The organism is Aequorivita viscosa, assembly GCF_900106795.1.
Lineage (GTDB): Bacteria > Bacteroidota > Bacteroidia > Flavobacteriales > Flavobacteriaceae > Aequorivita > Aequorivita viscosa.
The window spans coordinates 161,775-188,199 of record NZ_FNNS01000004.1; the positions used below are offsets into that span (position 1 = coordinate 161,775).

Below are 26,425 nucleotides of genomic sequence, written 5' to 3' on the forward strand. Positions count from 1 at the left end.
TATGCGAAGGAAGTGCGATATTCAGTAGAATCGTGGTTTTAGCTTTTATAACAACTTACCTTTTTGTATTTTTGAAGGTTAAGATTCTATTTAAAATGAAGGAAGAACAAGTTGTATTGGTTAATGAAAATGACGAAAAAATTGGTTTGATGGGAAAACAAGAAGCGCATGAAAAAGCACTTCTGCATCGCGCTTTTTCGGTGTTTGTTTTTAATGATAAAAATGAACTTATGTTACAGCAAAGAGCGTTAGATAAGTACCACTCACCTGGACTTTGGGCTAATACTTGTTGTAGTCACCAACGTGATGGTGAATCTTCTGTAAATGCTGGTAAACGTAGACTGATGGAAGAGATGGGGTTTACAACCGATTTAAAAGAAACCACAACCTTCATTTATAAAGCACCTTTCGATAATGGTCTGACTGAGCACGAACTTGATCATATTTTGGTTGGAACTTTTGATGGTTCTCCAGAAATAAATCCAGATGAAGTCGCTGCCTGGAAATGGATGGCTCTCGACATGGTAAAAACCGATATAAAGGCTAACCCTGATATTTATACAGAGTGGTTTAAAATTATTTTTGATAAATTCTACCAACATCTTGCCGTATGAGTTTAACCGTATTTAGAAAAGCCCATTTTAATGCAGCCCATAGACTTTATAAAAAAGAATGGGACGACGCCAAAAATTTAAAGGTGTTTGGTAAATGTAGTAATCCGAATTATCACGGACATAACTACGAACTCGAAGTTGGAATATCTGGCGAAATTGATCCTGAAACTGGCTTTTTAATAAACCTTAAAATCTTAAGTCAGATTATAGAGGAAGAAATAGAAGATCAGTTTGACCATAAAAATTTGAATATCGAAGTGCCTGAGTTCAAATACCTCAATCCTACAGTAGAGAATATTGCCATCGTAATTTGGAATAAATTACGAAATAGAATAGAAGATAAATTTGAAATTTCAGTTAAATTATATGAAACTCCACGGAACTTTGTGGTATATTCTGGAAAATGAAAAATAGTAAACCCGAATTATATCCATTAAAGTTTTTTCCTATTCTTAAAAAGAAGGTATGGGGAGGTTCTAAACTGCGTACACTTTTAAAGAAGAATTCCGACCAAAACATTGGAGAGAGCTGGGAATTATCTGGAGTAGACGATGATATTTCAGTTGTAAGCAATGGCTCTTTAAAAGGAAAAAATATAGATTGGCTTTTATCTGAATATAAAAATAAGCTGGTTGGGGAACGGGTTTACCAAAAATTTGGAAACACTTTTCCGTTGTTATTTAAGTTTATTGATGCTGCTCAAGATCTTTCGGTTCAGGTGCATCCAGAAGATGTTCTTGCAAAACAAAGACATAACTCCTTTGGTAAAACCGAAATGTGGTATATTCTTCAAGCAGATGAAAATGCTAGGTTAATTGTTGGTTTCAATGATGAATACAGTCAAAAAGATTATCTAAAAGCACTTTCAGAAAATCGGATAACTGAGATCCTGAATTCTGTTTCTGTCGAAAAAGGAGATACCTTTATTATAAAACCAGGAACGGTCCACGCAATTGGAGCGGGGGTATTGTTAGCAGAAATTCAACAAACATCAGATATTACCTATCGTATTTACGATTGGGATAGGCCTGGAACTGATGGCCAAATGCGGCAACTACATACCGATTTAGCTTTGGACGCGATTGATTATACTACAGTTTCGAAAAAAATTGTAAATCATTCAAAAAATGACAGCCCAATTCATCTTGGTGAAACTCAATTTTTTGCAGTCAATAAATTAAATCTTACAAAACCTATGGTTCGTAACCTCGACGATTTTTCTTCCTTTACTGTGTATATGTGCCTTGAAGGAGAGACGGTTATTGAAGCAAATGGTTTTTCAGAAATAGTAAGTAAGGGGGAAACAGTACTTATACCCGCACAGTTAAAAAATATAAAATTTAATACACAAACAGCTTCATTTTTAGAGGTCTATATACCGTAATAGTTCGTACCTTGCGCAAAATTTTGAATAATTAATATTTAACAAGTAATACATTTACAATACAATGGCAAACGTAAGAGATTTAAAGAAAGACATCAACTATGTGTTGGGCGATATTATTGAAGCCGTCTACATCTGGGAGCTAACCAATCCTAAACAAGAAAAAGGTGGAGAAGCAATTATCGATGAGGCAATCACAACATTTGATGAGCTAATCGCGAAAGTGAACCAAAAAAATGTTGAAAATAAAAAGAAACATTTTAAGGCGATCAATGCCGAGTTAGAGGAAAGAGGCAGAAAACTAATAGAGAAAATTAATTCACTTTAGTTGAATCTAATTTTTTTCTTTCTATAATAAACGACTCCAATTCCTTCCCGTATTTGGAGTCTTTTATTTTTGGAGTAAGTCCATTATATACCGTATCCAAATATTTTACACTGGCATTGTAAGCCTCACTCAAAACTAGGTAAGGTGCAACTTCAGCATCTTTATGATTCAAAGCAAAGTTAATCGTAGCAAAATATTTATTCACAAGTAATGACTGTTGCTTTTTATCAATATCAGCAATAATAGATTCATTTTTAGATACTTGTGATTTTAATCTTTGTTCAATAAGATCTAAGTTTTTAGAAACGTATCGTTGCTTTATTTTATTATAGCTTTTTAAGATACTATCGTTTCGTGAACCTGTAACTCTAGCTGCATTTCCGAAATTCGCCAAATTTGTCTGAATATTTAAATTTCCAGTTTCACCAAAAAATGTAATCCTGTCATCACGTAACGTTCCATCTTTTAATCGAACATAGAGATAATAAATCTCTGGACTTTCAACTTTTTGAGAAAAGTGAAAATCCGACTTACCATCTATAATTAAAGAATCTATTGTAACTAGAACAGTGTCTTCAAACTTTTGAAGCAATAAAGTTCCCTTTTTTAAACCTTTAACAGATCCAGAAATATTCATCATCTCTGTATCGGAAGAACATCCTATGAGGGTCAAGAATACAATTAAGATTGAAATAGAATAACGCATTTTTTGTTTTTTATTGACCATCCAAAGAAGAATGGTACCTCGATTTTTGAAGCTGCAAATATGGTAGAAATTTTTTAAAAATCTATGCTGCGGATGCTAATTGCATGAGGACGGTGCATAAAATTGCGCCAACCGTTCCAACAGCGTATCCAAAGACCGCCAATAACACACCAACTGTTGCCAATGATGGATGAAATGCTGAAGCAACAATAGGCGCCGAGGCTGCTCCTCCTACATTTGCTTGGCTTCCAACCGCAAGAAAGAAATACGGCGCTCGAATTAGTTTTGCCACTAAAATCAACAAACCAGCGTGAGTAGCCATCCAAACTAATCCAATTACAATAAGCCACATATTGTCAAAGATTAAAGTTAGATCCATTTTCATACCTATACTTGCTACAAGGATATATATAAAAACACTCCCAAATTTACTAGCGCCAGCTCCTTCATAACTTTTTGCTTTGGTAAAGGAGAGAAGGATTCCTATGATCGTGGTTATAGATATCATCCAGAAGAAACTAGAATCTAAAAACGTGAAAATATTGCGGACAATTCCCTTTGGTAGGCCATCTACAATTGAGGTGAAAAATGTACTTAAATAATTAGCACCAAAATGAGCAAAACTAACTGTTCCAAATGCGATGGCAGCCAGCATCATTAAATCGGTTAAACTCGGGTTTCTATCTACTTTTTTGCTATAATCCGAAACTTTTTCCTTGAGGCTTTCAATGGCAGATGTGTCTGCCTTAAGCCACTTGTCGATTTTAGCAGACTTTCCTATTCCGAAAAGTATTATTGCCATCCAAATGTTTGCAACGACGATATCGACAAAAACCATCCCTCCGTAGAGCTTTTGATTATAACCATAGATTTCGAGCATTGCCGTTTGATTTGCTCCTCCGCCAATCCAGCTTCCAGCGAGGGTGGAGAGTCCGCGCCACACAGCATCGGCTCCTTCGCCACCCACAGCTTCGGGATGAATAGTCCCAACGATTAAAACAGCTATAGGCCCACCAATGATAATTCCGGCAGTTCCTGTTAAAAACATAATTAAGGCTTTAGGGCCTAACTTGAAGACTCCTTTCAAATCAATACTCAAGGTCATTAAAACTAACGCTGCTGGCAATAAGTAACGGCTCGACATATAATATAAACTGGTGCTACCAGCTTTGGCTTCTCCTGTTTCAGTAATTGTAATCCATTCAGGACTTATAACTCCAGATGTTGTGAGCAGTGCGGGAATAAAGTACGCCATGAATAATGCGGGAACAACTGCGTAAAATTTACTCCAAAACCCGGAGGTTTTATTAGAAGTATAAAAAATGAAGCCTAAGGCAATCATTAAAACTCCAAAAACAATGGTGTCGTTGGTAAATAGAGGAGTGGTGTCCCGTATAATTTCTGTAGCGGTTTCTTGCATTTTAACTGATTTTATCGCAAAATACAATTAATTTTTATTCTGATTTATTTTTTGATAAAATCCGCAATTAAATTTATTAGCTCGGGCATCACAGGGAGATCGAATTGATTATACGTTTTGCTGTTTTCCAAGTCATTGCCTTCAACTTCTTTGAAAATATGATTCATATTCGGAATTATTTTGTACTCAGCATTGGGCTTTGCTTCTTGAAGTAAGGCTGCTTCCGAAATTTGTACTTGAATGTCATTATCGCCATTAATTATCAAAACAGGACTCTCAATTTTTACAATTTCTTCTTGCGGATTGTATAGCATCCAACTAAATATGAATGGTTGTATTTCTTTTCTAAAAATGGAAGCCAGGCCAGGATTGTAATTATACGAAACCCCATTTGCTCGTAAATCATCGAATGACATTCGCGCATTATCGACTAAACCGGGAGCTTGTTTGGCAAGTTGGTCTATAATAACATCGTCAATTTCTTGTCCAGCTCCAGCAATCGAAATAAAGCCATCGGCACCTTCTTGGGCTGCAACCATACCTACTAACGACCCTTGACTGTGCCCAATTATATAGATTTTTGAAAACCTTTTATCCTTTTTAAAATAATTTAAAACTGCAACAGCATCTTCAATAAAATCTCCAAAATGAATGTTTTTCTCATCGATTGACTTGTTGTTCATTTGCTTAACAATACGTTTGTCGTATCTAAACGAAGCAATTTCTTTTTTATATAGACCTTCGGCAAGGAACTTTAGCGAATTGTTTTTCATCATTTGTTGATTTCCGTCACGATCTGTTGGACCACTTCCGCCAATAATTATAGCCAAAGGCATTTTTTTGTTGATATCAGGAGTCAGTAAAGTGCCATCAATAAGAGACGTAATACTTAAATCTTCTGAATGGAAATCACTATTTTGTGCGGTGCCAATTCCAAAGAATAGCAGGAGTATATAAAGTGTATATTTCATAGTAATATCTTCTTTTATATTATAATTCAGTTATATCAAATTTAATCGAAAATTTGTTAGAATGTTGTTCTAGTATATGATACTTCAACAAAATTAATTTTCATAGCATTCTTATTGTAAGAATTAACTATTCAAAATGAAAGAGTGACACTATCTTTGAAATTTAGATTTAAAAATAGTATCAAATGTATAAATACGTATTTCTTTTCACTTTTTTAATATTGATTCCTTTACATACGTTTGCCGATGATTGGGGTAAAACTGGTCATAGGGTAGTAGGTGAGATTGCAGATAAACATCTAGATCGAAAAGCTAGAAAAACGATCAACTCGCTGTTAGATGGTCATTCGCTTGCTTTTGTAGGGCCTTTTGCTGATGAAATAAAAAGCGATAGAAAATACGATTCGTTTAAACCTTGGCATTATGTCAATTTTCCTTTTGGAGATTCTTATGAAACACATCCCAAAAACGAACACGGCGATATTGTTCAAGGAATTTTTAAGTGTGTTGAAGTTTTGAAGGACGCGAAAAGCACTAAGGAAGAAAAAGCTTTCTACTTAAAAATGTTGGTTCATTTTGTTGGCGACCTTCATCAGCCTTTACATGTTGGGAAAGCAGATGACAAAGGCGGAAATGATTTTCAAGTTCGATGGTTTGGCAAAGGTACCAACCTTCACGCCGTATGGGACTCTGATTTGTTAGATAGTTATGAAATGTCTTATACCGAAGTAGCCGCAAATGCACGTGTCCAATCCGAGGAAGAAGTAGCTGAAATAAAAAAAGGCACTGTGATAGATTGGATGTACGAAAGCCGTAATTTATGTGAAAACATATATGAACACAGCGAGATTGGTGAAAAATTAAGCTATAATTATATGTATAAATATATGGATACTGTTCGATTTCAGTTGCAAAAAGGAGGAATACGACTTGCTAACCTTCTTAATGAAATATTTGGCTGATAAATTTATTGTTTTAGCTTCAGAAAACTCTGTCCGTTCGTTTAAGCGTGACAATTGTGAGTGTTAAACCAGCTTAAAGAAACTACCTTTGGTGTCAATTTCGATTAAATAGACAAACCTAAAAACTAGGTATACAAGTAAGCCCAATACATCAGGGCAAATTGTAATGGCAATCGGATAATTAAAGCCCACTTTGGTAATTTCATAGCCGCCTTTTCATTTTGAAGCATATAGATATGAACAGGAATAAAAAGAATTAATAAAATAATTATTCCCCAAGCAGCTTCATCTTGAGAGGCTTTGTTCATTAACATAAACCCCAATAACATTTCTATAATCCCTGTAATAATGACCATACTCCCGTGTGCAGGAATATATGGAGGGATAATCCGTTCGTATATCTTAGGTTTCCAAAAGTGGTTCATCCCAGCTAAAACAAAAAGTACTCCTAATAAATATTGGTGCCATGGTAGCATATTGTTTTTTCTTTTTTGAAAAATTAAAAATACCTATTTTTCGCAATTCACAGCGCGGTATAAGCCGGAAATATATCCCAACTCTCAAGAAAACGACATAAATCAAACTTCTTCAGGTTTTAAAAATTGTTTGAGGTTGTTTTAATTTAAATCAATGGAAAAGAGCGTTATTATTAAATTTAAAGTCCGCTTTGCAAATTACAACTACTTCATACTATCTTTAAATTCATAGAACGGGTGCTACGTCTACTCCGTTTTAATTATATTTATTGAAATAAGTTAATAAATAATTTAGAATGGATAGTAATCCACAACTAGAGCTGGCGTGGGAATTTGTAAATAATACCGATCGGAATATTTTCTTGACAGGAAAAGCCGGAACGGGAAAAACTACATTTCTCCATAGATTAAAAGCAGAATCTTTAAAAAGAATGGCCGTGGTAGCACCCACTGGTGTCGCTGCTATCAATGCTGGAGGTGTTACCATCCACTCCTTTTTTCAATTGCCGTTTGGTCCAATTTTACCCGAAACTACATCTACACAAGGCAATTCGTTTTCTAAAAAATTCAGTAAAAATAAAATCAATATCATTAAGTCTTTGGACTTGTTGGTGATTGATGAGGTTAGTATGGTTCGTGCCGACTTGTTAGACGGAATAGACCAAGTGCTGCGTAGATTTAGGGATAGAACTAAACCCTTTGGCGGGGCGCAACTTTTAATGATTGGCGACTTACAGCAGCTTTCACCAGTTATTAAAGATGACGAATGGCAACTTCTAAAGCAACATTACACTACTGGGTTTTTCTTCGGAAGTAAAGTTTTTCAAAGCTCCAACGCACTTTGTATTGAGCTGAAACATATTTACAGGCAAGAAAGCGAAGATTTCATAAAAATATTAAACGAAATTAGGAACGACTGCTTAACCCCCGAATCTTCAGAAACACTGAATAAACGATTCGTTCCTGGTTTTTCTGCAAGTCAAGGGGAAGGGTATATCACGCTAACTACACATAACAATCGGGCAGATAGAATTAACTCTGCAGAATTGAAAAAGCTAAAGAAAAAAAGTTTGATTTATGAAGCGGAAATAGAGGGGAAATTTCCTGAATACACATTTCCTACCCATTTAGATTTAGAGCTAAAAGTTGGCGCGCAAGTAATGTTTGTTAAAAATGATAGTTCCCCCGAAAAACGATATTTTAATGGTAAAATTGGAAAAATAGTCAGTTTGGACAAAAAAGAAGTCCTAGTGCGATGTCCTGGTGATAACTTTAATATTGTTACGACTCCTGAAATATGGAGAAATATTCAATACTCAATTAACCCAGAGTCTAAGGAGATTAAAGAAGATGAAATTGGGTCATTTTCTCAAATCCCATTGCGCTTGGCTTGGGCTATCACCATACATAAAAGTCAAGGCCTTACTTTCGAAAAAGTAATTATCGATGCTCAAGAAGCTTTTGCTCACGGACAAACGTATGTGGCCTTAAGCCGTTGTAAAACGTTGGAAGGCATTGTTTTGACTGGGCCACTTTCTCAAAAAAGCATAATTAATAATCAGCAAGTCGCTTCCTTTAACAAAGATGCTGAAGCCAATCAACCTGATGTTACTGTCCTGAATGATTCGCAAAAAGCATATCAGCTTAACTTGATTGGTGAAGTTTTTAATTTTTACGCTTTTCTGCACCCTGTCAGCCGTATTATTGACATCTATTATAATAACAAAGGAAGTGTTGAGGGGAATCTCCTAAATCAGTTAACGCTTCTGAAAGAAAGAGGCATAACCGAACTCTTAAAAATCAACCACAGCTTTAAATTTCAACTTCAAAAACTTAGTGAAGAAGAAGCTCCGGTAAACAATCCAATACTTCAAGAGCGTTTTAAAAAGGCGATTGCATATTTTGAAAAGCATACACTAAACCATATTAAAAAACCGTTAAACGAGCTTCGTTTTACCACAGACAACAAAGCTGTAAAGCAAGAAATAACGAAACATCTTGATACCTTAGAAGACTTGCTGGGTATTAAGATCTATTGTTTTAAAGGTCTAAAAAGTGGCTTTGAAACACTCAAGTATCTCGATTTACGGGCAAAGGCTTCCCTTGAAAAAGAAGAACAACCGCGGCGCAATAAAGCAGATTTTGTTGCTACAACTGAACATATGGTATTGTTTGAAACACTTAGAGAACTGCGAAGTGTTCTTTCCGAAGAAGAAGGCATTCCGCCCTATCAGGTTTTCACCCAAAAAGCACTGTATGAAATGTGCGAGGTTCTGCCAACAAATGCCAGCCAATTGCGAAAAATATCAGATATAGGAAAGATTAGACTTGAAAAGTATGGCGCTGAAATACTTGAAGTTATCCGAGAATATTGTGAAGAAAATAATATAGTGGCTAAAAAACCGACAAAGAAAATTCCTAAAAAGAGCGGTACGAAACAGATTTCGTTTGATTTATTCAAAGCAGGAAAAAGCATTTCAGAAATTGCTTTAGAGCGAAACTTAACTGTTGGAACTATTGAAGGTCATCTCACATCCTTCTTGGCTTCGGGAGAAATTGAAATAACAGAATTGATGCCAGAGAAGAAGTTCTTAGAAATAAAAAACATTATAGAAACCATACCCTATGAAGGTTTCAGCGACTTAAAGAGTAAAATTGACGATACGTTTTCGTATAGCGATTTGCGAATGGTTCTTAATACCCTTCAGTATGAGAAAGAAACTCAGGCGGAAAAAGATTCGTCTAAAACCAATTAGATAAAATAGGCAATTACAATTGCCACGATTACAGCCGTCATCTTTGATAGATTGAATTTATGATTCTTTGAGCTTTCAAATAGAATTGTGGTCGAAACGTGTAAGAATATACCTATAACAACCGCGGTTATTTGAGTTTCGTATTGATGGACCAAGTCGTAATGGGTAGAAATATAACTTCCTAAAGGCGTCATTAGCGCAAAAAAGAACAAGAAAAACAGCGTTGTCGATTGCTTGTAACCTGCAGAAATAAAAAAGAAAGAAAGTATTATAGCCACAGGAACTTTGTGGATTATTATCGCTGCTAATAAATTATTATGTTCAGATATAGGAAAGCCTTCCATAAAGGCGTGAATACTTATGCTTAAGAATAAAATCCAAGGAAAATGTTTGTTTTCTGAATGTAGGTGTATGTGGCCGTGTTCGGCTCCTTTACTAAAAAATTCAAGAAAAATCTGTAATAGAATCCCCAGCATTATGTATACGCCGATGCTTTTTGAAGGCGTTTCAAATACGTGTGGTAAAAGTTCGAAGACTGTAATGGAGAGTAGAAAAGCACCGCTAAATGCCATAAAGACCTCCATGTTTTTTAAATCCTTTTTTTGAAGAATGCGGGCTACAATATATCCGGTAACCACCGCTAAAAACAGTAAAATATAATTCATCAATGAAATATTAGTATCAATCTTTCAGAAGTGTTTTCGTCAAATTCATTTAGGTGATAATCTCCAAAAACTGCCTTTAATTCTACGTTTGCTTCTTTAAAAAAGGCTTTGAAATCATCAAGAGTTAAAGCTTTCACACGCTCTGTAAAGAAAAAGTTTTCTCCTTTGTCATTAAAGCGAATGTTTTTAACTATAAATCCGTTCTCTACATATTTTTCAATATCGAAAACGATGTCGTCAACCTTCTTTTTTTCCGAAGGAACTAAATTCTTGATAGCTAGCTTCACGTTTAAAAAGTCGATTACACCGTAGCCATCAGGTTTCAATTCGGCATTGATAGCTTGGATTGTCCGTAGGTTATCGATGTCATTTTCAAAGTATCCGTAACTCGTAAAAAGATTGAAAACGGCGTCAAACTTCTTCGGATAGGGTTCACACATGTCGTGGATTTCGAAGTGTAGCCTATCGTTTTCAAATTGTTTTGCATACGCAATGCTCTCCTCCGAAAGGTCTACCCCAGTAACATCAAATCCTTTTCTTGACAAATATTTGGCGTGCCGTCCTTTTCCACAAGCAAGATCAAGGATGGTGCTGTTTTTTTCTAGTTTCAAATAGCTTGTTAGCGTATTCATAAACTCGGCAGCCTCTCGATGATCTCTGTCCTTGTAAAGTTGGTGGTAATATGGTGTATTAAACCACGACGCGTACCAAGCTTCGGTTTCTTTTTGCATAGTTATCGTTTCGCCCTGCAAAAATACTGTATTTTTGCGTTTAAAACTTGTAATATCGTATGGCAATGAATTTTAAAATGGTAGCAAAAACCCTTTTTGGAATGGAGGAACTCCTAGCCAATGAACTTCGTCAACTCGGAGCTTCATCCATTGAAATTGGAATTCGAAATGTTTCTTTTGAAGGGGATACTGGGTTTATGTATAAAGCTAACTTGTGTTGCCGTACCGCCATCAAGATCCTAAAACCAATCACGGGCTTTAATATTTTTACAGAAGACGATCTCTACAAAAAGATTTACGACATTCCGTGGGAAAATTATATGGACGTGAAAGGTACCTTAGCCGTAAATGCTACCGTCTTTTCAGATGTGTTTACACATTCACAATACATCGCACTTAAAACGAAAGATGCTATTGTAGATCGATTTAGAGATAGAGTAGGGGAACGGCCTAATGTAGATTTGGATCACCCAACCCTTCGAATTAACATCCATATAGATCGAAATATTTGTACAGTTTCCTTAGATAGTTCGGGAGAGTCCCTACATAAAAGAGGGTATAAAACCGAAAGTGTTCTCGCGCCTATTAATGAAGTATTGGCAGCCGGAATTATAATGCTTTCTGGGTGGAGTGGTCAATGTGATTTGCTGGATCCTATGTGCGGTGGAGGAACAATTATGACTGAAGCAGCAATGATAGCGTGTAATATTCCACCAAACCTAAATCGAGAAGAATTTGGTTTTGAAACCTGGCCAGATTTTGATGTAGATCTATATGAAAAGATTGAAGAGGCGGCGCTTAAAAAAGTTCGGGACTTTCCTCATAAAATTTATGGGTATGATACCGATTCGATAGCGGTGAAAAAATCTCGGGAAAATATTAAAAATGCAAATCTTCAAGATTTTATTGAAGTAAAGCAACAGGATTTCTTTAAAAGTGAAAAAGAAAAGGATAGTCCTATGTTTATCATTTTTAACCCACCTTATGACGAGCGTATATCGGTAAACGATGTAGAAGTTTTCTATAGTTCCATTGGAAACACCCTAAAGCGCAGCTATCCTGGCACACAAGCTTGGATGATTACCTCAAATATGGAAGCTCTTAAATACGTAGGCTTGCGACCTTCAAAGAAAATAAAACTCTTTAACGGTAAACTGGAGTCAAAACTTGTTCGTTACGAAATGTATGAGGGGAGTAGAAAGGCTTCTAAACAATAACTATTCTCGAGTCCTCACAGGTTTTCAAAACCTGTAAGGACTTATTCCGCAACCTCAGAAACTGACTTCTTCTTAAATATCGGAATCAGGTATGAAACCGTATAACCATAACCAACTCCGAATTCACTATAATCATACGTTCTGTTGAAGCCTGGGATGTATAAATTCCCAAAGTTCTCAGGTTCGGTTTCGGCGATTTTCCTCTTTAATTGTAAGTTAATGCTGAGGTAGAGGTTGTTGACGATTTCTGTTTTAATACTGACAATAAATTCTGCCCAATGCGCGGTGAGATCATTAAACTTAACTGGTGTTGTAACTACTTCGGATGGAAAAGCAGGATTGTCTGTATAAATTCTATATCTTAAAAGTTCCTGATTAAAGCTCGAGAACCCATAACGAAGACCTAGGTTGATAGAATTCCGCATTCCTAACCAGTTTTCATAGGCGTTGTAATCAAAACCTATTTTGGCATAACTTCCATTGGTTCTAGAAGAAACGTAAGGTTCAATCCAATCTTTTTCTTCTGTTCCTAATTCGAGCGCAGCATAAAACCTTTTTGATACTCGGAAATCACCCATTATTTCAAAACCAGAATATCCGTTTTCAACGAGAGTCCGAACGGGTTTCGCCAAATCGATACCTACTCGCAACCCGTATTTTTCAATTCGGGGCAGGGTATCGAGGGCTTTTTCGTTCTTTTTTTGTGCGGTAGTAATACCAACACTGAAAAAAAGACTAATGAAAAAAAGTAAGATGTGCTTTCTCTTCATCAATAATGGTATCTGTATTTGTTGTAATGTTCTGAATCCAGTTTTCGCTGTCCTCATCTTCAATAATGGCTTCCAAACTATTAAATTGCGATTTAAACCCACAGGCTCTATTTACGTAAAGATCTTGACGGCTATAAATAAACATCACATTATCGATGTTTATTTCTGGATTTTCGGCTGTTCCTCTTGTGCGAATAAAGCGATATTTTGTGGTATCGGAAGTTGTGCTAAGTGGAATAGCAATTGAATCGGTAATGGTTTTTGCCAATACTAAAACAGAATTTTCATAGTCTGTCTCAATACTCAGGCTATCCACTGCTTTGCGGTTATTCGGATTTAGATTGTTGTTAAAAATGATTATCAATTTTGGTGTAGTCGCAGTTCCTTCTGCACATATATCGTCTCGTGTGCAGCCCTTTAGAGCTAAAACCAGTAACAGAAGAAGAATAATCCTTTTAAACATTAGTCAGTTTGGGAGTTTTTAGTACAATTAGCGTTTCTCCAAAAGTACAACATTTTCAACATGATGCGTTTGTGGAAACATATCGACTGTTTGAACTTTGGTCACTTTATATTTTGAATCTAGAAGCGCAAGATCTCGAGCTTGAGTGGCGCTGTTACAGCTCACATAGACTATTTTTTGCGCATCGAGGTTGAGGAGCTGGCCTACAACATCGGCGTGCATCCCATCTCTAGGTGGATCTGTAATTACAACATCTGGTTTTCCGTGAGTAGTTATAAAGTCAGCGTTGAACACTTTTTTCATATCGCCCACATAAAACTCCACATTGTCAATTTTATTGAGCTTTGCATTTTCTTTGGCTGCGGAAATTGCATCAGGCACTACTTCAACCCCAATTACTTTTTTTGCTTTTCCAGATACAAACTGTGCAATGGTTCCCGTGCCAGTATAAAGGTCGTAAACAAGTTCGTTTCCTGTAAGTCCAGCGAAATCACGGGTTATCTTATAAAGTTCATAAGCCTGATCGCTGTTTGTCTGGTAAAAAGACTTGGCGTTTATTTTAAACTTTAAACCTTCCATTTCTTCAAAAATATGGTCTCTTCCGTAGAAAAGCTCTATTTCTTGATCGTAGAGGGTGTCGTTTCCTTTGGTATTGATTACATATAAAAGTGAAGTGAGTTGTGGAAATTCTTTTGCTATGGCTTCCAATAATAAAAGCCTATTGGCTTCGTCTTCGTGAAAAAACTGAATAAGAACCATAACTTCTCCAGTTGATGAAGTGCGGAGCATCAAGGTGCGTAAAAACCCTTCTTGATTTCGGGTATTAAAAAACGACAGACCTAATTCCTTAGCTTTTGCCTTAACAAAATCGCGAATTGCATTACTTGGGTCTGCTTGTAAGTAGCAAACTTTCAAGTCTAAAATTTTATCCCACATTCCTGGAATATGAAAGCCTAGTGCGTTCTTGTCCTCGATTACTTCTCCGCTTCTAATTTGCGCAAGAGTCAACCATTTGCTATCACTGAAAGAAAACTCCATCTTGTTGCGATAGAAATACTGATTGGCAGAACCAAGAATAGGTTCAAAGGGTGGAAGTTCTACCTTGCCAATACGTTTTAGGTTTTGCTCTACTTCTTTTTGTTTGAAAAAAAGTTGGTGCTCATACCCCATATGCTGCCATTTGCAGCCGCCACATACCCCAAAATGCGGGCACACGGGTTCTACACGTTTGTCGGAATATTTAGAAAATGAAATGGCAGTACCTTCATAAAAGCCTTTTTTCTTTTTAAATGTCTGTACCGTAGCCACATCGCCTGGTACCGCATTGTCAATAAATACTACACGGCCATCTGGAGCTTTGGCTACAGCCTTGCCCTTTGCGCCTGCATCGATCACTTCGATATTCTCTAAAACTACCTGTTTGTTCTTCCTTGCCATAAGCGCAAAAATAGCATATTTGTTAGGTTTAAAACCTGTTAAAGCTTCAAAAATTGTGGGATAAATTTAGTAATTTGCGAGGCTTAACGGATTCCGAATCTCAAAGACAATTTATGTGGCTTTCAGATGTGTAAAGAATCTGATTTATTTATTTCAAAATATTACAATTTTATGTCAGTTATGGAAAAAACGGCCTCAGAGAAGGCTATCGAATTAGAAAACAAGTACGGAGCGCACAACTATCACCCATTGCCAGTAGTATTGTCTAAAGGTGAAGGGGTTTATGTTTGGGATGTTGAAGGAAAAAAGTACTACGATTTTCTGTCGGCTTATTCAGCAGTAAACCAAGGGCATTGCCATCCAACAATAGTCGAAGCTGTTACCAAGCAGTCTAATACTCTCGCGTTGACGTCACGCGCGTTTCATAATGATGTACTAGGAAAATATGAAAAATTTGCTTGTGAGTTTTTTGGTTTCGACAAATTACTTCCAATGAACACGGGAGCAGAAGCGGTTGAAACTGCTTTAAAAATTTGCCGTAAATGGGCGTATGAAAAGAAAGGTTTAGACGAAAATGAAGCTGAGATTATAGTATGTGCTAATAACTTCCACGGGCGTACAACAACTATTATTTCTTTTAGTAACGATCCTGTGGCGCGAAAAAACTTTGGCCCTTATACAAAAGGATTTATTAAAATAGAGTATGACAATCTAGAAGCGTTAGAGCAACACCTAGAAAGCAATAAAAATATCGCAGGTTTCTTAGTGGAGCCTATCCAAGGTGAGGCTGGAGTTTATGTGCCATCAGAAGGGTATTTGAGCAAGGCAAAAGCTTTGTGCGAAAAACACAATGTTCTTTTTATTGCTGATGAAGTGCAAACAGGAATTGCAAGAACAGGAAGACTTTTGGCAATTGATCACGAAAACGTAAAAGCAGACCTATTGATTTTAGGGAAAGCTTTAAGCGGTGGAGCGTATCCAGTTTCTGCTGTATTAGCAGATGATAATATCATGGAGGTTATTCAACCTGGGAATCACGGTTCCACTTTTGGTGGAAACCCTGTGGCCGCCGCTGTAGCTATGGCAGCTCTAAGTGTAGTACGTGATGAAAATCTTGCTGAAAACGCTGAAAAACTAGGAAAAATTTTCAGAAGCGAATTGAACAAATTTATTGAAACAAGCGCTATTGCTTCACTTGTCCGCGGAAAAGGATTGTTGAATGCGGTGGTTATTAATGATAGCGAAGACAGTGATACGGCTTGGAATATATGCTTAAAACTTCGTGACAATGGTTTGTTGGCGAAACCTACGCACGGAAACATTATTCGTTTTGCGCCACCTTTAGTAATGAATGAAGAGCAATTGATGGATTGTATTTCTATTATCATCAATACTTTTAAAGAGTTTGAGAAATAATATTAGATGACGGAAAAAGATTGGTTGTAAAACTATTATTTCACTCGCCGTTACTTTAGCAGTCAAGAAAGTGTAAATTATTGATAAGTCCTCCTTAGTTTTTAAACTTTGGAGGACTTTTTCATTGAGAGAATTGAATATTCAGAAAAATCTAATTTTCCTTTTCAACATGGTTGTTGCGTGGTTTAAAGTCGCTTTATCAATGACTTTGTAGTATTAGAATACACTATTGTCCCGATTAAAATATTTCATAATTACCTTCAGTCAGAGACGATAGACGTCTAAAGTATTTTAACTTAGTAATTGCCGAAGCCAGAATTTTTGCGTTTTTCGCTTCTCAAAAAAAAATGTATGCTCTAATAATGTAATTTTCATGCGCATGGAATAAAAGTTTCATGCGCAATGAATCATAGTTTCATGCGCAAGGAGCAACAATTTCATGCGCATGAAATTTTGACCTGTTCTTAGCCCTTATTCAGCTGGGGATTATAGCTTATATATTTTGGGTTGTGGATGCTTAAATTAATATTGAAAAAAATTTAAAATTTTTACATTCACTAACAGTAATGTCCGATTAAAATAGGTAAAAATTACGTTCAACTGGGTTTTATGATATACTTCATAATTTCCACTCGAAATAAGTTATGTGTAGAGGAATATTGACAAAAAAAAAGAGGGTCCTAATTTTAGAACCCTCTTTTCCAATTTTATAATATAGTATTACTATTTGTTCATTACCACTGCCTTGTAATCAACAATAATATCATCTGAAGTTACTAATTTTACTAAGTAAACTCCGTCGCTTAAATTTCCAGTATAAAATGAATATCTGTTGCTATCGCCAAGATTGTTTTCAGAGATAACTAATTTACCACTCATATCATATACAGAAGCAGATTTAAGAGTGTATCCTTCTGGATTGCTTACTTCCAATTGACGAGCTCGGTTATTTTGGAAAACTGCTACATCTGCCATAATCTGGGCTTTAGTATCCATTCCTTCTGGCTTTAAGTTACGAGCACGGAAAACGATATAAAAACGATCTTGGTAATTTCCTGCTGGCAAGGTAAAAGTGCCGGCAAGACTGTGAGCTCTATCCAAAGGTCTGTATGTGTTTTCTAATTGGTCATAAAGATATGCTTTTTCATAAGGCTTTCTTATCTCCTCAACTGCGCGTACCTCAATTTGACTTGTTTTGTGAAGCTTAAATGTGATAGGGATTTGCTTACTGTGATCAAAATTTGTCGATTGAATAGCATAAGGCATACGTTGTGAAACTCCGTTGTTTTCAACGGAAATAGGGAAGTATGCATCTGACTTCATTCCTAACGGACTTAGGCCATCACGACCACGATCATACCCATCTGTCGCTTGTGGTGAAAATGCTAAAAGTAAATCGCGAGTTAGCGCATCATCAAAAACCACATAAAGTCGAAGTTGAGATTGGCGTCTATCTAATTGATAAGGAGCCGTTGACAATGATGGGCCTTGGTTGTTATTACTAAGAGCAACTGCAGAGCCTCCTTCGGGTCTTTGGAAGACAGAATAAGTACCTTCTTTAGCATATACACGGTGGTTATTTTTAATGGCTACGTTATCTATTGCGTTTCCAACGAACATAAATCCTTGCCCAATTGGAGCATATCGTTTCCCGTTAGTGCTTGTACCGGTGCTACCAGTTCCTGTGGTTCCACCTGCTGAATTCCAAATGTAAAACGTTGCTTGAGTGTACAATCCAGGATAGGTTGCTGGGTCATTTCCTGGATCTAGAGCTCCAGGTATCCAAACACCATAACCAAAAGGTTTTTGGCTGTATAAATGAGACATTACTGTTCTATCTTCGTCGTAATAGTATATTTCACTTAACGCGCTGTTGTCTGCGTCATAAAACAGTTTATTCAAATCTAGAGCTGATGGATAAGGGTTTCCAGTTAGTATCATTTTAGCATCCACTCTTGCAGGATCACCTGGAGCTGCACGGAATGGTGGTTCTACAGGTATTAACATATCACCACTATTTGGTCTTCCACGAAATTCGTAGGTTTGGTTTAATGTGGTATTTCCAGGTGATCCAGAAACCCCTTCATTAACCCCTTTCATTGTAAAACCAAGTCCAGGTCGTATGCCCGTAGTGTTGCCAATAAAATTATAGTTTGCTTCTGCCTCAGTTCCAGGTGTTGGAAGTGTATAAATCCATCGTCTTGAAATAGTTAAAACAGGATCGGTAAATCCATTTAACGAAGCTGTGTTGGCAGCCTGAATTGCTTTTGTACCGTCTCCCAATACTATATTGTCGTCTTCGTATATGCCTAGAATACCAAAGTCTTTATTTCCAGCTGCTCCACCTAATGATGGGTCTCCTACAGGCGAACACCAGTAGCGATATGCAAAAGCATTTGTTGATGGCGTATTTTGTTGAACTGAAAGAAAACCAGTTCCATCGTTCTGAGAGTTTCCATTCTCCATCTGGATAAGTTGCCCACCATTACGTAAGTATATACTTGCTTCTGTATCACTTACTGGGTTCTTTACCATATTGATTTCCTCTTTTACATAAAGAACTTCATTTTTCACATAAATATATGAACTTGTTGAACCATTAGGCTTAACTGTTAGTTGTGCAAAAGAGAAAGCAGTTGTTAAAAGGAATGCTGAAGAAAGTAGTATGTTTTTCATAGTTTTGTGGTTTAAAAACACCATTAGTTTATTGTTGCGGGGTCTTAATTCACGCGGTAAATTTATAAAGAAAATTCAACATGCTAATGTGATTCCACTAAAATAATCATTTTTTTTTAAACTGTTAACTGAAACAGCATAAATTATGTTTAAAATGATTTTTTTTAAGATTAATTATAAAGTAAATGATAAAAATTCACGACAAGGTTTTGGTTTTAGACGATGCTATTTCTGGCGAAGTTATCAGGGTTAATGGGAAGCGTATAACCATCAAAACCCCTGATGATTTTGAATTGGATTTTTTTGAAAACGAACTTGTTGTTATTGATGGGTCATTGACAAAAAACGAGATGTCTCGGATGAATCTTTCTGCTGTACTTTCTGAAAAGGAACAACCTAAACCAGCAAAATCGAAACGTGTAAAACCAAAAGAACGAGCACAAGCTGCAATGGAAGTCGATTTGCACATTCACCAGTTGGTGCCAAAGTCTAAATACCTATCAAATTTTGAAATTCTTACTATTCAAACTGAAACTGCTAAGCGACAATTAGAATTTGCAATTTCAAAACGAATTCAACGGGTCGTGTTTATTCATGGTGTTGGGGAAGGAGTGCTGCGAACGGAACTGGAATACCTTTTTGGCCGCTATGATAATGTGAAGTTCTATGATGCCGATTATCAAAAATACGGCCGAGGAGCCACGGAGGTTTACATTTATCAGAATGTTAAATAATTTGCAGTTGTGTTTTCTATTTCTGAAAGTTAAAATTACGGGATAATTTCCACAACTTCTACATTTTCAATCGTTCCCATATCAAGAGTTTCTAGGATAATCTGATTGTCGCCACTTATAAGAACTAAATCTTTTAAAATTATCTGAACACTTTTTCTGAGCGTGCTTCTGAATTGCGATGAAGAGTTTTCTTCTTTAAATGGCGTCTTTTTCGCAATTACAGGGTTTTCTTCCTTTTTATGTGCAGGTTCTTCATAATCAAAAGTTACTGTAACTTCCGCTTTTCCTGAAACGGCGAGGTAATTTGATTCAATTTTTGGAGATGTTGGTGGAATGCTACTGCAAAAATAATTGCTGCCCAATGGTCCGTTATAACTGCGATAATTTACAAAACTTGTGTTATCGCTTAGCTCGTAAATCTTGATCCCTGGGTCTTTGTAAATACTGTCTGTTGTGCCTAATCTAAGTGAAAGACTTTCAAAAACTTGTGTGTTTTCTTTATAAAAAACATAATTACCAACACTGCCGCAAGTTTTGAGTGCAGCATCGTCAAAATCGAAAGTGGTAATAATTACATCACCGTCGTCACAACTTTGAAATAGGATGGTTATAATTAAAAGTACAAATAATCGTTTCATGATTTTAGGGTTGTTCTGAAATGTTAGTGCTGTTAGTCAATTGTTTAAGATTGAATTCAGTTTCAATTTCAGTGTCAAATTCATTGCAAAATTTAGCTTCACAAAGTAACGCATTTCTTTTTTATTGAAATAGAGCTAATTTTAATTTATATGTACTTTTGCAAACTGTACGTAAAAGGGGAAGCCCTGCAATAATTTTGAAATTCGGTTTAGCACCGTTTTTTCTTGAAAAATATTAAATGAAGAAAGTATATTTTGATAATGCCGCGACTACACAGTTGCGAAACGAAGTAATTAGATGTATAACGGAAGTGTTGAAAACCGAATACGGAAACCCTTCATCAACTCATTCCTATGGTCGATCGGCTAAATCGTTGCTCGAAAATGCGAGAAAGGAAATAGCAGGTTTTTTGAATGTTTCTGCTAGTGAAATAATTTTCACTTCGGGCGGTACAGAGGCTGATAATTTGGCTCTTACGAGCTCGGTACGCGACCTGGGGGTTAAAAGGATAATCTCTAGTCGTATTGAACATCATGCCGTTTTACATACCTTAGAATGGTTGGAAAAGACATACGATGTTAAAATAGAATATGTAAAGCTAGACAATCGTGGTCTTGTAGATTATGCAGATTTGGAAAATTTACTAAAGGGTTCTTCAGACAAAACCCTAGTCAGTTTAATGCATATGAATAATGAAGTTGGAAATGTGCTGGATTTAAAGAAAGTTGCGGCTTTTTGTAAAGAATATAATGCGCTTTTCCACAGTGATACAGTGCAATCTATGGGGCATTATGAAATGGATTTTAAAGAAATTCCTATAGATTTTGCGGCAGCTTCTGCTCATAAATTCCACGGGCCAAAAGGTGTTGGTTTTGCATTTATACGAAAAAACTCAGGAATTCGAGCTTTAATTCAAGGGGGTGAACAAGAACGCGGAATGAGGGCTGGAACAGAAGCAGTTCATGCAATAGCCGGAATGGCAGAAGCATTGAAAATTGCCTACCTTACTATGGAAAAGGAGCGGGTTTATATAACTGATTTAAAAGATTATTTTAAAGAAAAACTTAAAACGTCCATTCCAGGAGTAAAGTTTAATGGCAGTTGCGAAGACAATGAATGTAGCTCCTTTAAGGTGCTCAACGTCTGTTTACCTGTAGCCGCAGAAAAAGCGATGATGCTTTTATTTCAGTTAGATTTAAAGGGAATTGCTTGTTCTAAAGGAAGCGCTTGCCAGAGTGGGAGCGAAGGTGGTTCGCACGTACTTAATGCAATTCTTTCGGAAGAGGATCTTAAAAAACCTTCCATTCGATTTTCATTTTCTAGCTTTAATACTAAAGAAGAAGTCGATTATGTGGTCGATGTGCTAGCAGAATTTATCGACTAAGTTAGAATTTCGATTATATTTAATTTTCGAGAAACTTCTGCAATTATTTTTGAAGTATTTTCAACTTAAAACTTCATTGTCGTGCGAAGGTTAAAAATTCTTGGTGAAAGATAGTTTGGGATAGCGTATTGCACTTTGGAATAAACATCTCTCACATAGGTATTTGTAATTGAATTTTGAATATCGAATATGTTGAATATCTCGGCGCCAATCGTCAATTCTTTAAAAGGTTTTAGCCAACCGCTTTCCCTTAACTTGTTTTCGCCTACAATTACATAACTTACACCTAAATCTGCTCGTTTGTAATCAGGCAATCGAATTTGATAGTCGTATGGGTCGGCATAACTTGGAGATCCTCCAGGTAAACCAGTGTTATAGGTAAGGTTTAAATACATTTTTAAATCTGGAATCACTTTTACGTAATCCTGAAATAACATTGCAAATTTCAAGCGTTGGTCAGTAGGTCTGAAAATATAACCGCGGTCGTTAATATTTTCTTCTGTTTTCATATAACCAAAGCTTAACCAGCTTTCTGTGCCAGGAACGAATTCACCTGCAAGTCGAACGTCCAATCCATAAGCATACGCTACGGCGTTGTTATTTGCGCGATAGCGAATACGAACATTTTCTAAGGTGTACGGATTAACATCGGTAAGTTGTTTAAAATACAATTCAGAATTTAAACGAAATTTTCTGTCCCACATTTTAAAGCTGTAATCATTTCCAAAAACTAAATGAACGGATTGTTGTGCTTTAACTTCTGGTCGAACAGTACCCGTAGAGTCACGAAGTTCTCTGTAAAAAGGAGGTTGGTGGTATAATCCTCCAGAAATTCTGAAGAGCATATCCATTTCCCAATCGGGTTTTAAGGAAACTTGTGCTCGTGGACTGAAAACTGTTTGTGTCTTGCTAGTAATATTTTTTCCACTAACAGTCCAGTTGTGGGCTCTAACCCCAGCGTTTAACCAAAGGTCACTGTTTCCTATTGTAGTTCGTTTGCTCCATTGTGCGTAACCAGAAATACGGTCAATCTGCACGTCGTTTGAAGCGCGGACATTTGTATAAGGCACTATAGGGGAAGTGTAAGGTTGGTAAGGTTGGTCGTTTGCAGGAAGTATCGGTGGGCGAATGATAAACCCAGCAGAGTCTATCATTTCGTATTCTTGAACTCGATCGCGAATGTCTTCGTGGGTAAATTTCACGCCGTATTCAATGTTGTTTTCCTCTATAGCGATGCTTCCTTTGTGCTCTAAGTTAACAATTAATGCGTCCAAATCGTTTCTGGCGTGGGTGAGTTGTGAACCAACGCCTCTGCTAAATTTCACGTCGCCTAATCCAGATCCGCCTAAATCTGTATCTACTTCGCCTAACCTGTATTCCGCAAGAATGTCGTAGTGTTCTTGTTCAGAAGTTTGGTATAATGATCCAATTAATTTGGCTGTATAGTTTTCAGAAACAACCCAAGTTGACTTCAGTGCGCCAAAATAGGTGTTGTAGCGGTCTTCTTCTTTTCCTTCGTAAAAAACCAATAAGGCGATAGGGTCAGAAATTGTTCCAAAATTAGTTTGTCGCGTGAGTGGTTCGTAGCTGTAATCGTTAATGGATACATTCCCTAGAAAACTGAGTTCAAATTTATTTGAAAACCTGTAGGTTAGATACGTTTGCGCATCTGCAAATCTTGGTTTGTAATTGGTTTCGGTTTCTTTAGCATTTACCAAAAGACTGTTGTCGCGATAACGGATACCAGCGATACCAGAAAACCTCCCGTTTTTTGAAACACCTTCCACAGCACCATTAACACCTAGAAAACTAAGGTCGAGGCTTGTTCCGAAACTCACAGGTTTCCGGTATGTAATATCGAGGACAGAGGATAGCTTATCGCCATATTTAGCTTGAAACCCACCAGCAGAAAACTCGACGTTGCTAGTAAGGTCACTGTTTACAAAGCTCAAGCCTTCCTGTTGCCCACTTCGAATTAAGAAAGGTCGATATACTTCAATCTCGTTAACGTAAACTAAGTTTTCGTCATAGTTTCCTCCGCGTACAGCGTATTGGGTGCTTAGTTCGTCGTTGCTATTAACACCGGGGAGTGATTTTAAAAGATTTTCAACTCCTGCATTGGCACCTACCATTTTTCGAATTACTTCTGGTGAAATGGTGGTAACCCCTTCCACTCGTTTGTTTTCACGGCCAGAAATAACTACTTCGCCTATTTGCTCAATACTTGTGCTTAGAACTGGGTTGAGTTCATAATCTTCATTTGGCGAAAGACTTACGGTTACCTGAACTTTTTTATGGCTTAGGTGTGAAAATGTAATAACCACATTTCTATTAGCTGGGATTTCTAGAATATAAAAACCATTAAAATCGGTTATAGTTCCAGAATTGTTATGCGTAACATTAACTCCAGGAATGGGTTCGTTGAACTCATCGAGGACAATACCTTTTATGGTAGCATTTTGAGCAAATACAGCGGTTGCAAAGAAAAAAAAGAGTAGGGTGAGCGGGAGGTTAATCGTTTTCAAAAGCTGTTATTAGGTTTATTTTCTGAAAAATTTTGCTTCAAATGTAGCACTATTTCCCACATTATCTATTACAATGAGTTTCAAATTATTTTCTGTTTCGGTGTTTATGGCATCACCAAAATCATAGGTTAAAACGTCATTTTTGTAATTATATTCCATTAAAATAAACTTTCCATTAATTGTTGCCCGATATGAACTAATTCCGCTTAATTCGTCAGTAATTTTTATTTTCAATTCTTTTTGACTGCTAATCCATTTCCCTTCAGAAAAATTCATTGGTTTTATAACGGGCTCAACAGTATCCGAAACCACGGCATAATCGCCAAATAAGCGTACGTAAGCAATTAATTTGTTGCCCTTTCTGCTAGTTTTAGTGTAATATGGTTTTCCTTTATAATTTAATCGTCCGAGAAACAACTTGTCTTTGTCTTCTTCCAAATAATTGGAAATATCTGCCGAGATTGTAATGTTTTTGTGAATAGGAACAACATCTTCGTGAAAAATTAGAGTATCGCCGTCTGCTTTAATGTTCAAATAAATATCCTCATAAATGCTATTGGCAGGAATATAAACGCTAAACTTCCCTTTTGTTAAAGATGTTGCGTGGTCTGAATAGATAAAGTCTTCTGTTTCTTCAATCGCTCTGGGATTTAAAATTTCAGATTTTGTACCTTTTATGGGAATAATAACAGTTTGGTCGTTTCCCTTGTAATCCTTTACCGAGATGGTATAAGAATAGTCTAAACTATCTTGAACGTGTATAAAACCGTTATCATCTTCGTTTGTAATTATACTAAGTGGATTGTTTGACTCCCTAAACAATTTTTGAATTTTACTTCTATTGGTTTTATAATAACCGTAGTCAGTATATCGGTTAAGGTAGCGCGTCTCACTAAAAGAGAACTTATCAAACTTAACTTCAAATTTTGGGGTGTTATTTAGGGCGGTGTTAATACTGTAAACTCCGTTTTTGTTGTAGGCGCCATCAAGTTGATCGTAGGCAGACACTCCAATCCCGATTTTTCCGTACGAGATAACGTCTTCAGTTTTATACGTTCCGTCCATTTGTTTTATTAATCGAAGCTTAGTGAGTTTTTGGCTTTGGTTAATGTGGGCATCGGCTCCAAGGGGATATGCAAAAACTGAACTTACAATCGGGGTTTTTTTATCGGGAACGTCCATGCCAAATAGCATTGGGTTCATAGGTCGTTGGGAGCTGTCGCGAATTTCAAAGTGCAAATGAGGTCCGCCGCTACTTCCTGTATTACCAGAATAACCAATTAATTCGCCTTTTTTCACAGGAAGAAGGGCGGCTTCAGGAAACAGCTCTATCTCAAATGTTTCTTGCTTGTATTGAGTTTCTTTAACGTGCTTTTGTATTTCACCAGCAAAGTTTTGAAGGTGCGCATAAACAGTGGTATAGCCGTTTGGATGTAATAGATAAAGCGCTTTTCCGTAGCCGTAATGTTGTACGTTTATACGACTAACGTGTCCGTCGGCACTGGCGTAAACAGGCAGTCCTTCCCGTTGTTGTGTTTTAATATCGAGGCCGCTATGAAAATGATTGGAACGCAATTCTCCATAGGTTCCTGACAATATCATATTGATACCTAACGGATTCGAAAAGTAATTGACTGGAATATCAGATTGACCAAAACAAATGGAGCATAAAAACAAAAGTGACAAACAAATTTTCCTCATAGCACAAAGATAAATATACGCAAGAATTAAAGGGGAGGGTCACAGTTTTTATTGCAAGCTATCTTCAAATTTACAAAAAATAAACTAAAAAGCATTTGCTTATTAACAAGCGTATGTTAACTTTGTGGGAGTAGTATTGAATAAAACTTTTGAATGAGTAATCTTACTGAAATTGTTGATTCTCTAGAAAGTAGCATAGGCAAATTGCTTGCTCGACACGAAGATTTGAGTAGCGCCAAGCTGCAATTGGAGAAGGAAATTGACGATTTGAAGGTTCAGAAACTGCAGTTTGAAGAAGAAATTGCTATGTGGACCGAAAAATGCAACTCATTAAAATTAGCAAATTCATTACTTGGCAGCGATCAACATAAACGAGAAACGAAACTCAAAATAAATGCTCTAATTCGGGAAATAGATCAGTGTATCGTTCAACTTTCCGAATAATATAAT

General features: G+C 36.6%; 24 protein-coding genes. 11 read left to right on the forward strand and 13 right to left on the reverse strand.

Annotation, left to right across the window (positions count from 1 at the left end; genetic code table 11):
• Nucleotides 1-95 precede the first annotated feature (95 nt).
• The 4 genes from idi to BLW28_RS03555 all read left to right on the forward strand — a co-directional run bounded on the left by idi (nt 96) and on the right by BLW28_RS03555 (nt 2,326).
• Nucleotides 96-614: an isopentenyl-diphosphate Delta-isomerase gene (gene idi, locus BLW28_RS03540; protein WP_073214467.1), complete on the forward strand. Its 519-nt coding sequence runs from the start codon at nt 96-98 to the stop codon at nt 612-614.
• Nucleotides 611-1,021 (forward strand): 6-pyruvoyl trahydropterin synthase family protein, encoded by a 411-nt coding sequence (locus BLW28_RS03545; RefSeq protein ID WP_073214471.1) that lies wholly within the window; start codon nt 611-613, stop codon nt 1,019-1,021. Before idi ends, BLW28_RS03545 begins: the two co-directional genes overlap by 4 nt.
• Nucleotides 1,018-1,998, forward strand: coding sequence for a type I phosphomannose isomerase catalytic subunit (locus BLW28_RS03550; protein WP_073214475.1), 981 nt, complete (start codon nt 1,018-1,020; stop codon nt 1,996-1,998). The genes BLW28_RS03545 and BLW28_RS03550 overlap by 4 nt, the downstream gene beginning before the upstream one ends.
• A gap of 64 nt (nt 1,999-2,062) precedes the next feature.
• Nucleotides 2,063-2,326: a hypothetical protein gene (locus BLW28_RS03555; RefSeq protein ID WP_073214478.1), complete on the forward strand. Its 264-nt coding sequence runs from the start codon at nt 2,063-2,065 to the stop codon at nt 2,324-2,326.
• On the opposite strand, the gene BLW28_RS03560 is transcribed toward BLW28_RS03555, so the two are convergent.
• The 3 genes from BLW28_RS03560 to BLW28_RS03570 form a co-directional block, all read right to left on the reverse strand.
• Nucleotides 2,313-3,032, reverse strand: coding sequence for a DUF4369 domain-containing protein (locus BLW28_RS03560; protein WP_073214591.1), 720 nt, complete (start codon nt 3,030-3,032; stop codon nt 2,313-2,315). The genes BLW28_RS03555 and BLW28_RS03560 overlap by 14 nt on opposite strands.
• Before the next feature lie 82 nt (nt 3,033-3,114).
• Entirely contained in the window at nt 3,115-4,452 is a 1,338-nt protein-coding gene (locus BLW28_RS03565) for a DUF819 family protein (protein WP_073214483.1), read from the reverse strand.
• 44 nt (nt 4,453-4,496) lie between these two features.
• A complete protein-coding gene (locus tag BLW28_RS03570; RefSeq protein ID WP_073214486.1) occupies nt 4,497-5,423 on the reverse strand; it encodes an alpha/beta hydrolase family protein in 927 nt (308 codons plus the stop codon).
• 185 nt (nt 5,424-5,608) lie between these two features.
• On the opposite strand from BLW28_RS03570, the gene BLW28_RS03575 reads away from it, so the two are divergent.
• Nucleotides 5,609-6,385, forward strand: a complete 777-nt coding sequence (locus BLW28_RS03575) for a S1/P1 nuclease (RefSeq protein WP_073214495.1) — start codon at nt 5,609-5,611, stop codon at nt 6,383-6,385.
• 125 nt (nt 6,386-6,510) lie between these two features.
• Here BLW28_RS03575 and BLW28_RS03580 read toward each other — a convergent pair whose 3' ends face one another.
• Complete coding sequence (locus BLW28_RS03580; protein WP_073214498.1) at nt 6,511-6,861, reverse strand: DoxX family protein; 351 nt, start codon at nt 6,859-6,861, stop codon at nt 6,511-6,513.
• Nucleotides 6,862-7,157: 296 nt separating this feature from the next.
• Between BLW28_RS03580 and BLW28_RS03585 the strand changes: the two genes are divergently transcribed.
• Complete coding sequence (locus BLW28_RS03585; RefSeq protein ID WP_073214500.1) at nt 7,158-9,617, forward strand: helix-turn-helix domain-containing protein; 2,460 nt, start codon at nt 7,158-7,160, stop codon at nt 9,615-9,617.
• Here the strand turns inward: BLW28_RS03585 and BLW28_RS03590 are convergent.
• Together BLW28_RS03590 and BLW28_RS03595 are read right to left on the reverse strand one after the other, a co-directional pair.
• On the reverse strand, nt 9,614-10,282 hold the full coding sequence (locus BLW28_RS03590) for a ZIP family metal transporter (RefSeq protein ID WP_073214503.1): 669 nt from the start codon (nt 10,280-10,282) through the stop codon (nt 9,614-9,616). The genes BLW28_RS03585 and BLW28_RS03590 overlap by 4 nt on opposite strands.
• On the reverse strand, nt 10,282-11,013 hold the full coding sequence (locus BLW28_RS03595) for a class I SAM-dependent methyltransferase (RefSeq protein ID WP_073214506.1): 732 nt from the start codon (nt 11,011-11,013) through the stop codon (nt 10,282-10,284). Before BLW28_RS03595 ends, BLW28_RS03590 begins: the two co-directional genes overlap by 1 nt.
• A 59-nt stretch (nt 11,014-11,072) precedes the next feature.
• Here BLW28_RS03595 and BLW28_RS03600 point away from each other — a divergent pair, with 59 nt between their 5' ends.
• Nucleotides 11,073-12,230 (forward strand): THUMP domain-containing class I SAM-dependent RNA methyltransferase, encoded by a 1,158-nt coding sequence (locus BLW28_RS03600; protein ID WP_073214509.1) that lies wholly within the window; start codon nt 11,073-11,075, stop codon nt 12,228-12,230.
• A 41-nt stretch (nt 12,231-12,271) separates the two neighbouring features.
• Here BLW28_RS03600 and BLW28_RS03605 read toward each other — a convergent pair whose 3' ends face one another.
• From BLW28_RS03605 to rlmD, 3 genes are read right to left on the reverse strand one after another with little or no spacing between them, the layout of a single operon-like run.
• The gene (locus BLW28_RS03605) at nt 12,272-13,000 is read right to left on the reverse strand and encodes a DUF6048 family protein (RefSeq protein ID WP_073214512.1); all 729 of its coding nucleotides are present in this window, start codon (nt 12,998-13,000) and stop codon (nt 12,272-12,274) included.
• Nucleotides 12,966-13,463 (reverse strand): DUF6452 family protein, encoded by a 498-nt coding sequence (locus tag BLW28_RS03610; protein ID WP_073214515.1) that lies wholly within the window; start codon nt 13,461-13,463, stop codon nt 12,966-12,968. Before BLW28_RS03610 ends, BLW28_RS03605 begins: the two co-directional genes overlap by 35 nt.
• A gap of 27 nt (nt 13,464-13,490) precedes the next feature.
• A complete protein-coding gene (gene rlmD, locus BLW28_RS03615; protein ID WP_073214518.1) occupies nt 13,491-14,900 on the reverse strand; it encodes a 23S rRNA (uracil(1939)-C(5))-methyltransferase RlmD in 1,410 nt (469 codons plus the stop codon).
• A gap of 171 nt (nt 14,901-15,071) precedes the next feature.
• Between rlmD and rocD the strand changes: the two genes are divergently transcribed.
• Nucleotides 15,072-16,316, forward strand: a complete 1,245-nt coding sequence (gene rocD / locus BLW28_RS03620; RefSeq protein ID WP_073214593.1) for an ornithine--oxo-acid transaminase — start codon at nt 15,072-15,074, stop codon at nt 16,314-16,316.
• Nucleotides 16,317-17,039: 723 nt separating this feature from the next.
• Here the strand turns inward: rocD and BLW28_RS03625 are convergent.
• Nucleotides 17,040-18,992 carry a T9SS type A sorting domain-containing protein gene (locus BLW28_RS03625; protein WP_159431745.1) on the reverse strand — a complete coding sequence of 651 codons (1,953 nt, stop codon included), beginning with the start codon at nt 18,990-18,992 and terminating at the stop codon, nt 17,040-17,042.
• A 185-nt stretch (nt 18,993-19,177) separates the two neighbouring features.
• Here BLW28_RS03625 and BLW28_RS03630 point away from each other — a divergent pair, with 185 nt between their 5' ends.
• Nucleotides 19,178-19,726 carry a Smr/MutS family protein gene (locus BLW28_RS03630; protein WP_073214524.1) on the forward strand — a complete coding sequence of 183 codons (549 nt, stop codon included), beginning with the start codon at nt 19,178-19,180 and terminating at the stop codon, nt 19,724-19,726.
• A 35-nt stretch (nt 19,727-19,761) separates the two neighbouring features.
• On the opposite strand, the gene BLW28_RS03635 is transcribed toward BLW28_RS03630, so the two are convergent.
• Nucleotides 19,762-20,364, reverse strand: coding sequence for a hypothetical protein (locus tag BLW28_RS03635; protein WP_073214528.1), 603 nt, complete (start codon nt 20,362-20,364; stop codon nt 19,762-19,764).
• A gap of 239 nt (nt 20,365-20,603) precedes the next feature.
• Here BLW28_RS03635 and BLW28_RS03640 point away from each other — a divergent pair, with 239 nt between their 5' ends.
• The gene (locus BLW28_RS03640) at nt 20,604-21,749 is read left to right on the forward strand and encodes a cysteine desulfurase family protein (RefSeq protein WP_073214531.1); all 1,146 of its coding nucleotides are present in this window, start codon (nt 20,604-20,606) and stop codon (nt 21,747-21,749) included.
• A 65-nt stretch (nt 21,750-21,814) separates the two neighbouring features.
• Here BLW28_RS03640 and BLW28_RS03645 read toward each other — a convergent pair whose 3' ends face one another.
• Nucleotides 21,815-24,274 (reverse strand): TonB-dependent receptor, encoded by a 2,460-nt coding sequence (locus BLW28_RS03645; RefSeq protein WP_073214534.1) that lies wholly within the window; start codon nt 24,272-24,274, stop codon nt 21,815-21,817.
• 15 nt (nt 24,275-24,289) lie between these two features.
• A complete protein-coding gene (locus tag BLW28_RS03650; RefSeq protein ID WP_234946429.1) occupies nt 24,290-25,876 on the reverse strand; it encodes a M23 family metallopeptidase in 1,587 nt (528 codons plus the stop codon).
• A gap of 252 nt (nt 25,877-26,128) precedes the next feature.
• Here BLW28_RS03650 and BLW28_RS03655 point away from each other — a divergent pair, with 252 nt between their 5' ends.
• On the forward strand, nt 26,129-26,419 hold the full coding sequence (locus BLW28_RS03655; protein ID WP_073214540.1) for a hypothetical protein: 291 nt from the start codon (nt 26,129-26,131) through the stop codon (nt 26,417-26,419).
• Nucleotides 26,420-26,425: the final 6 nt, after the last annotated feature.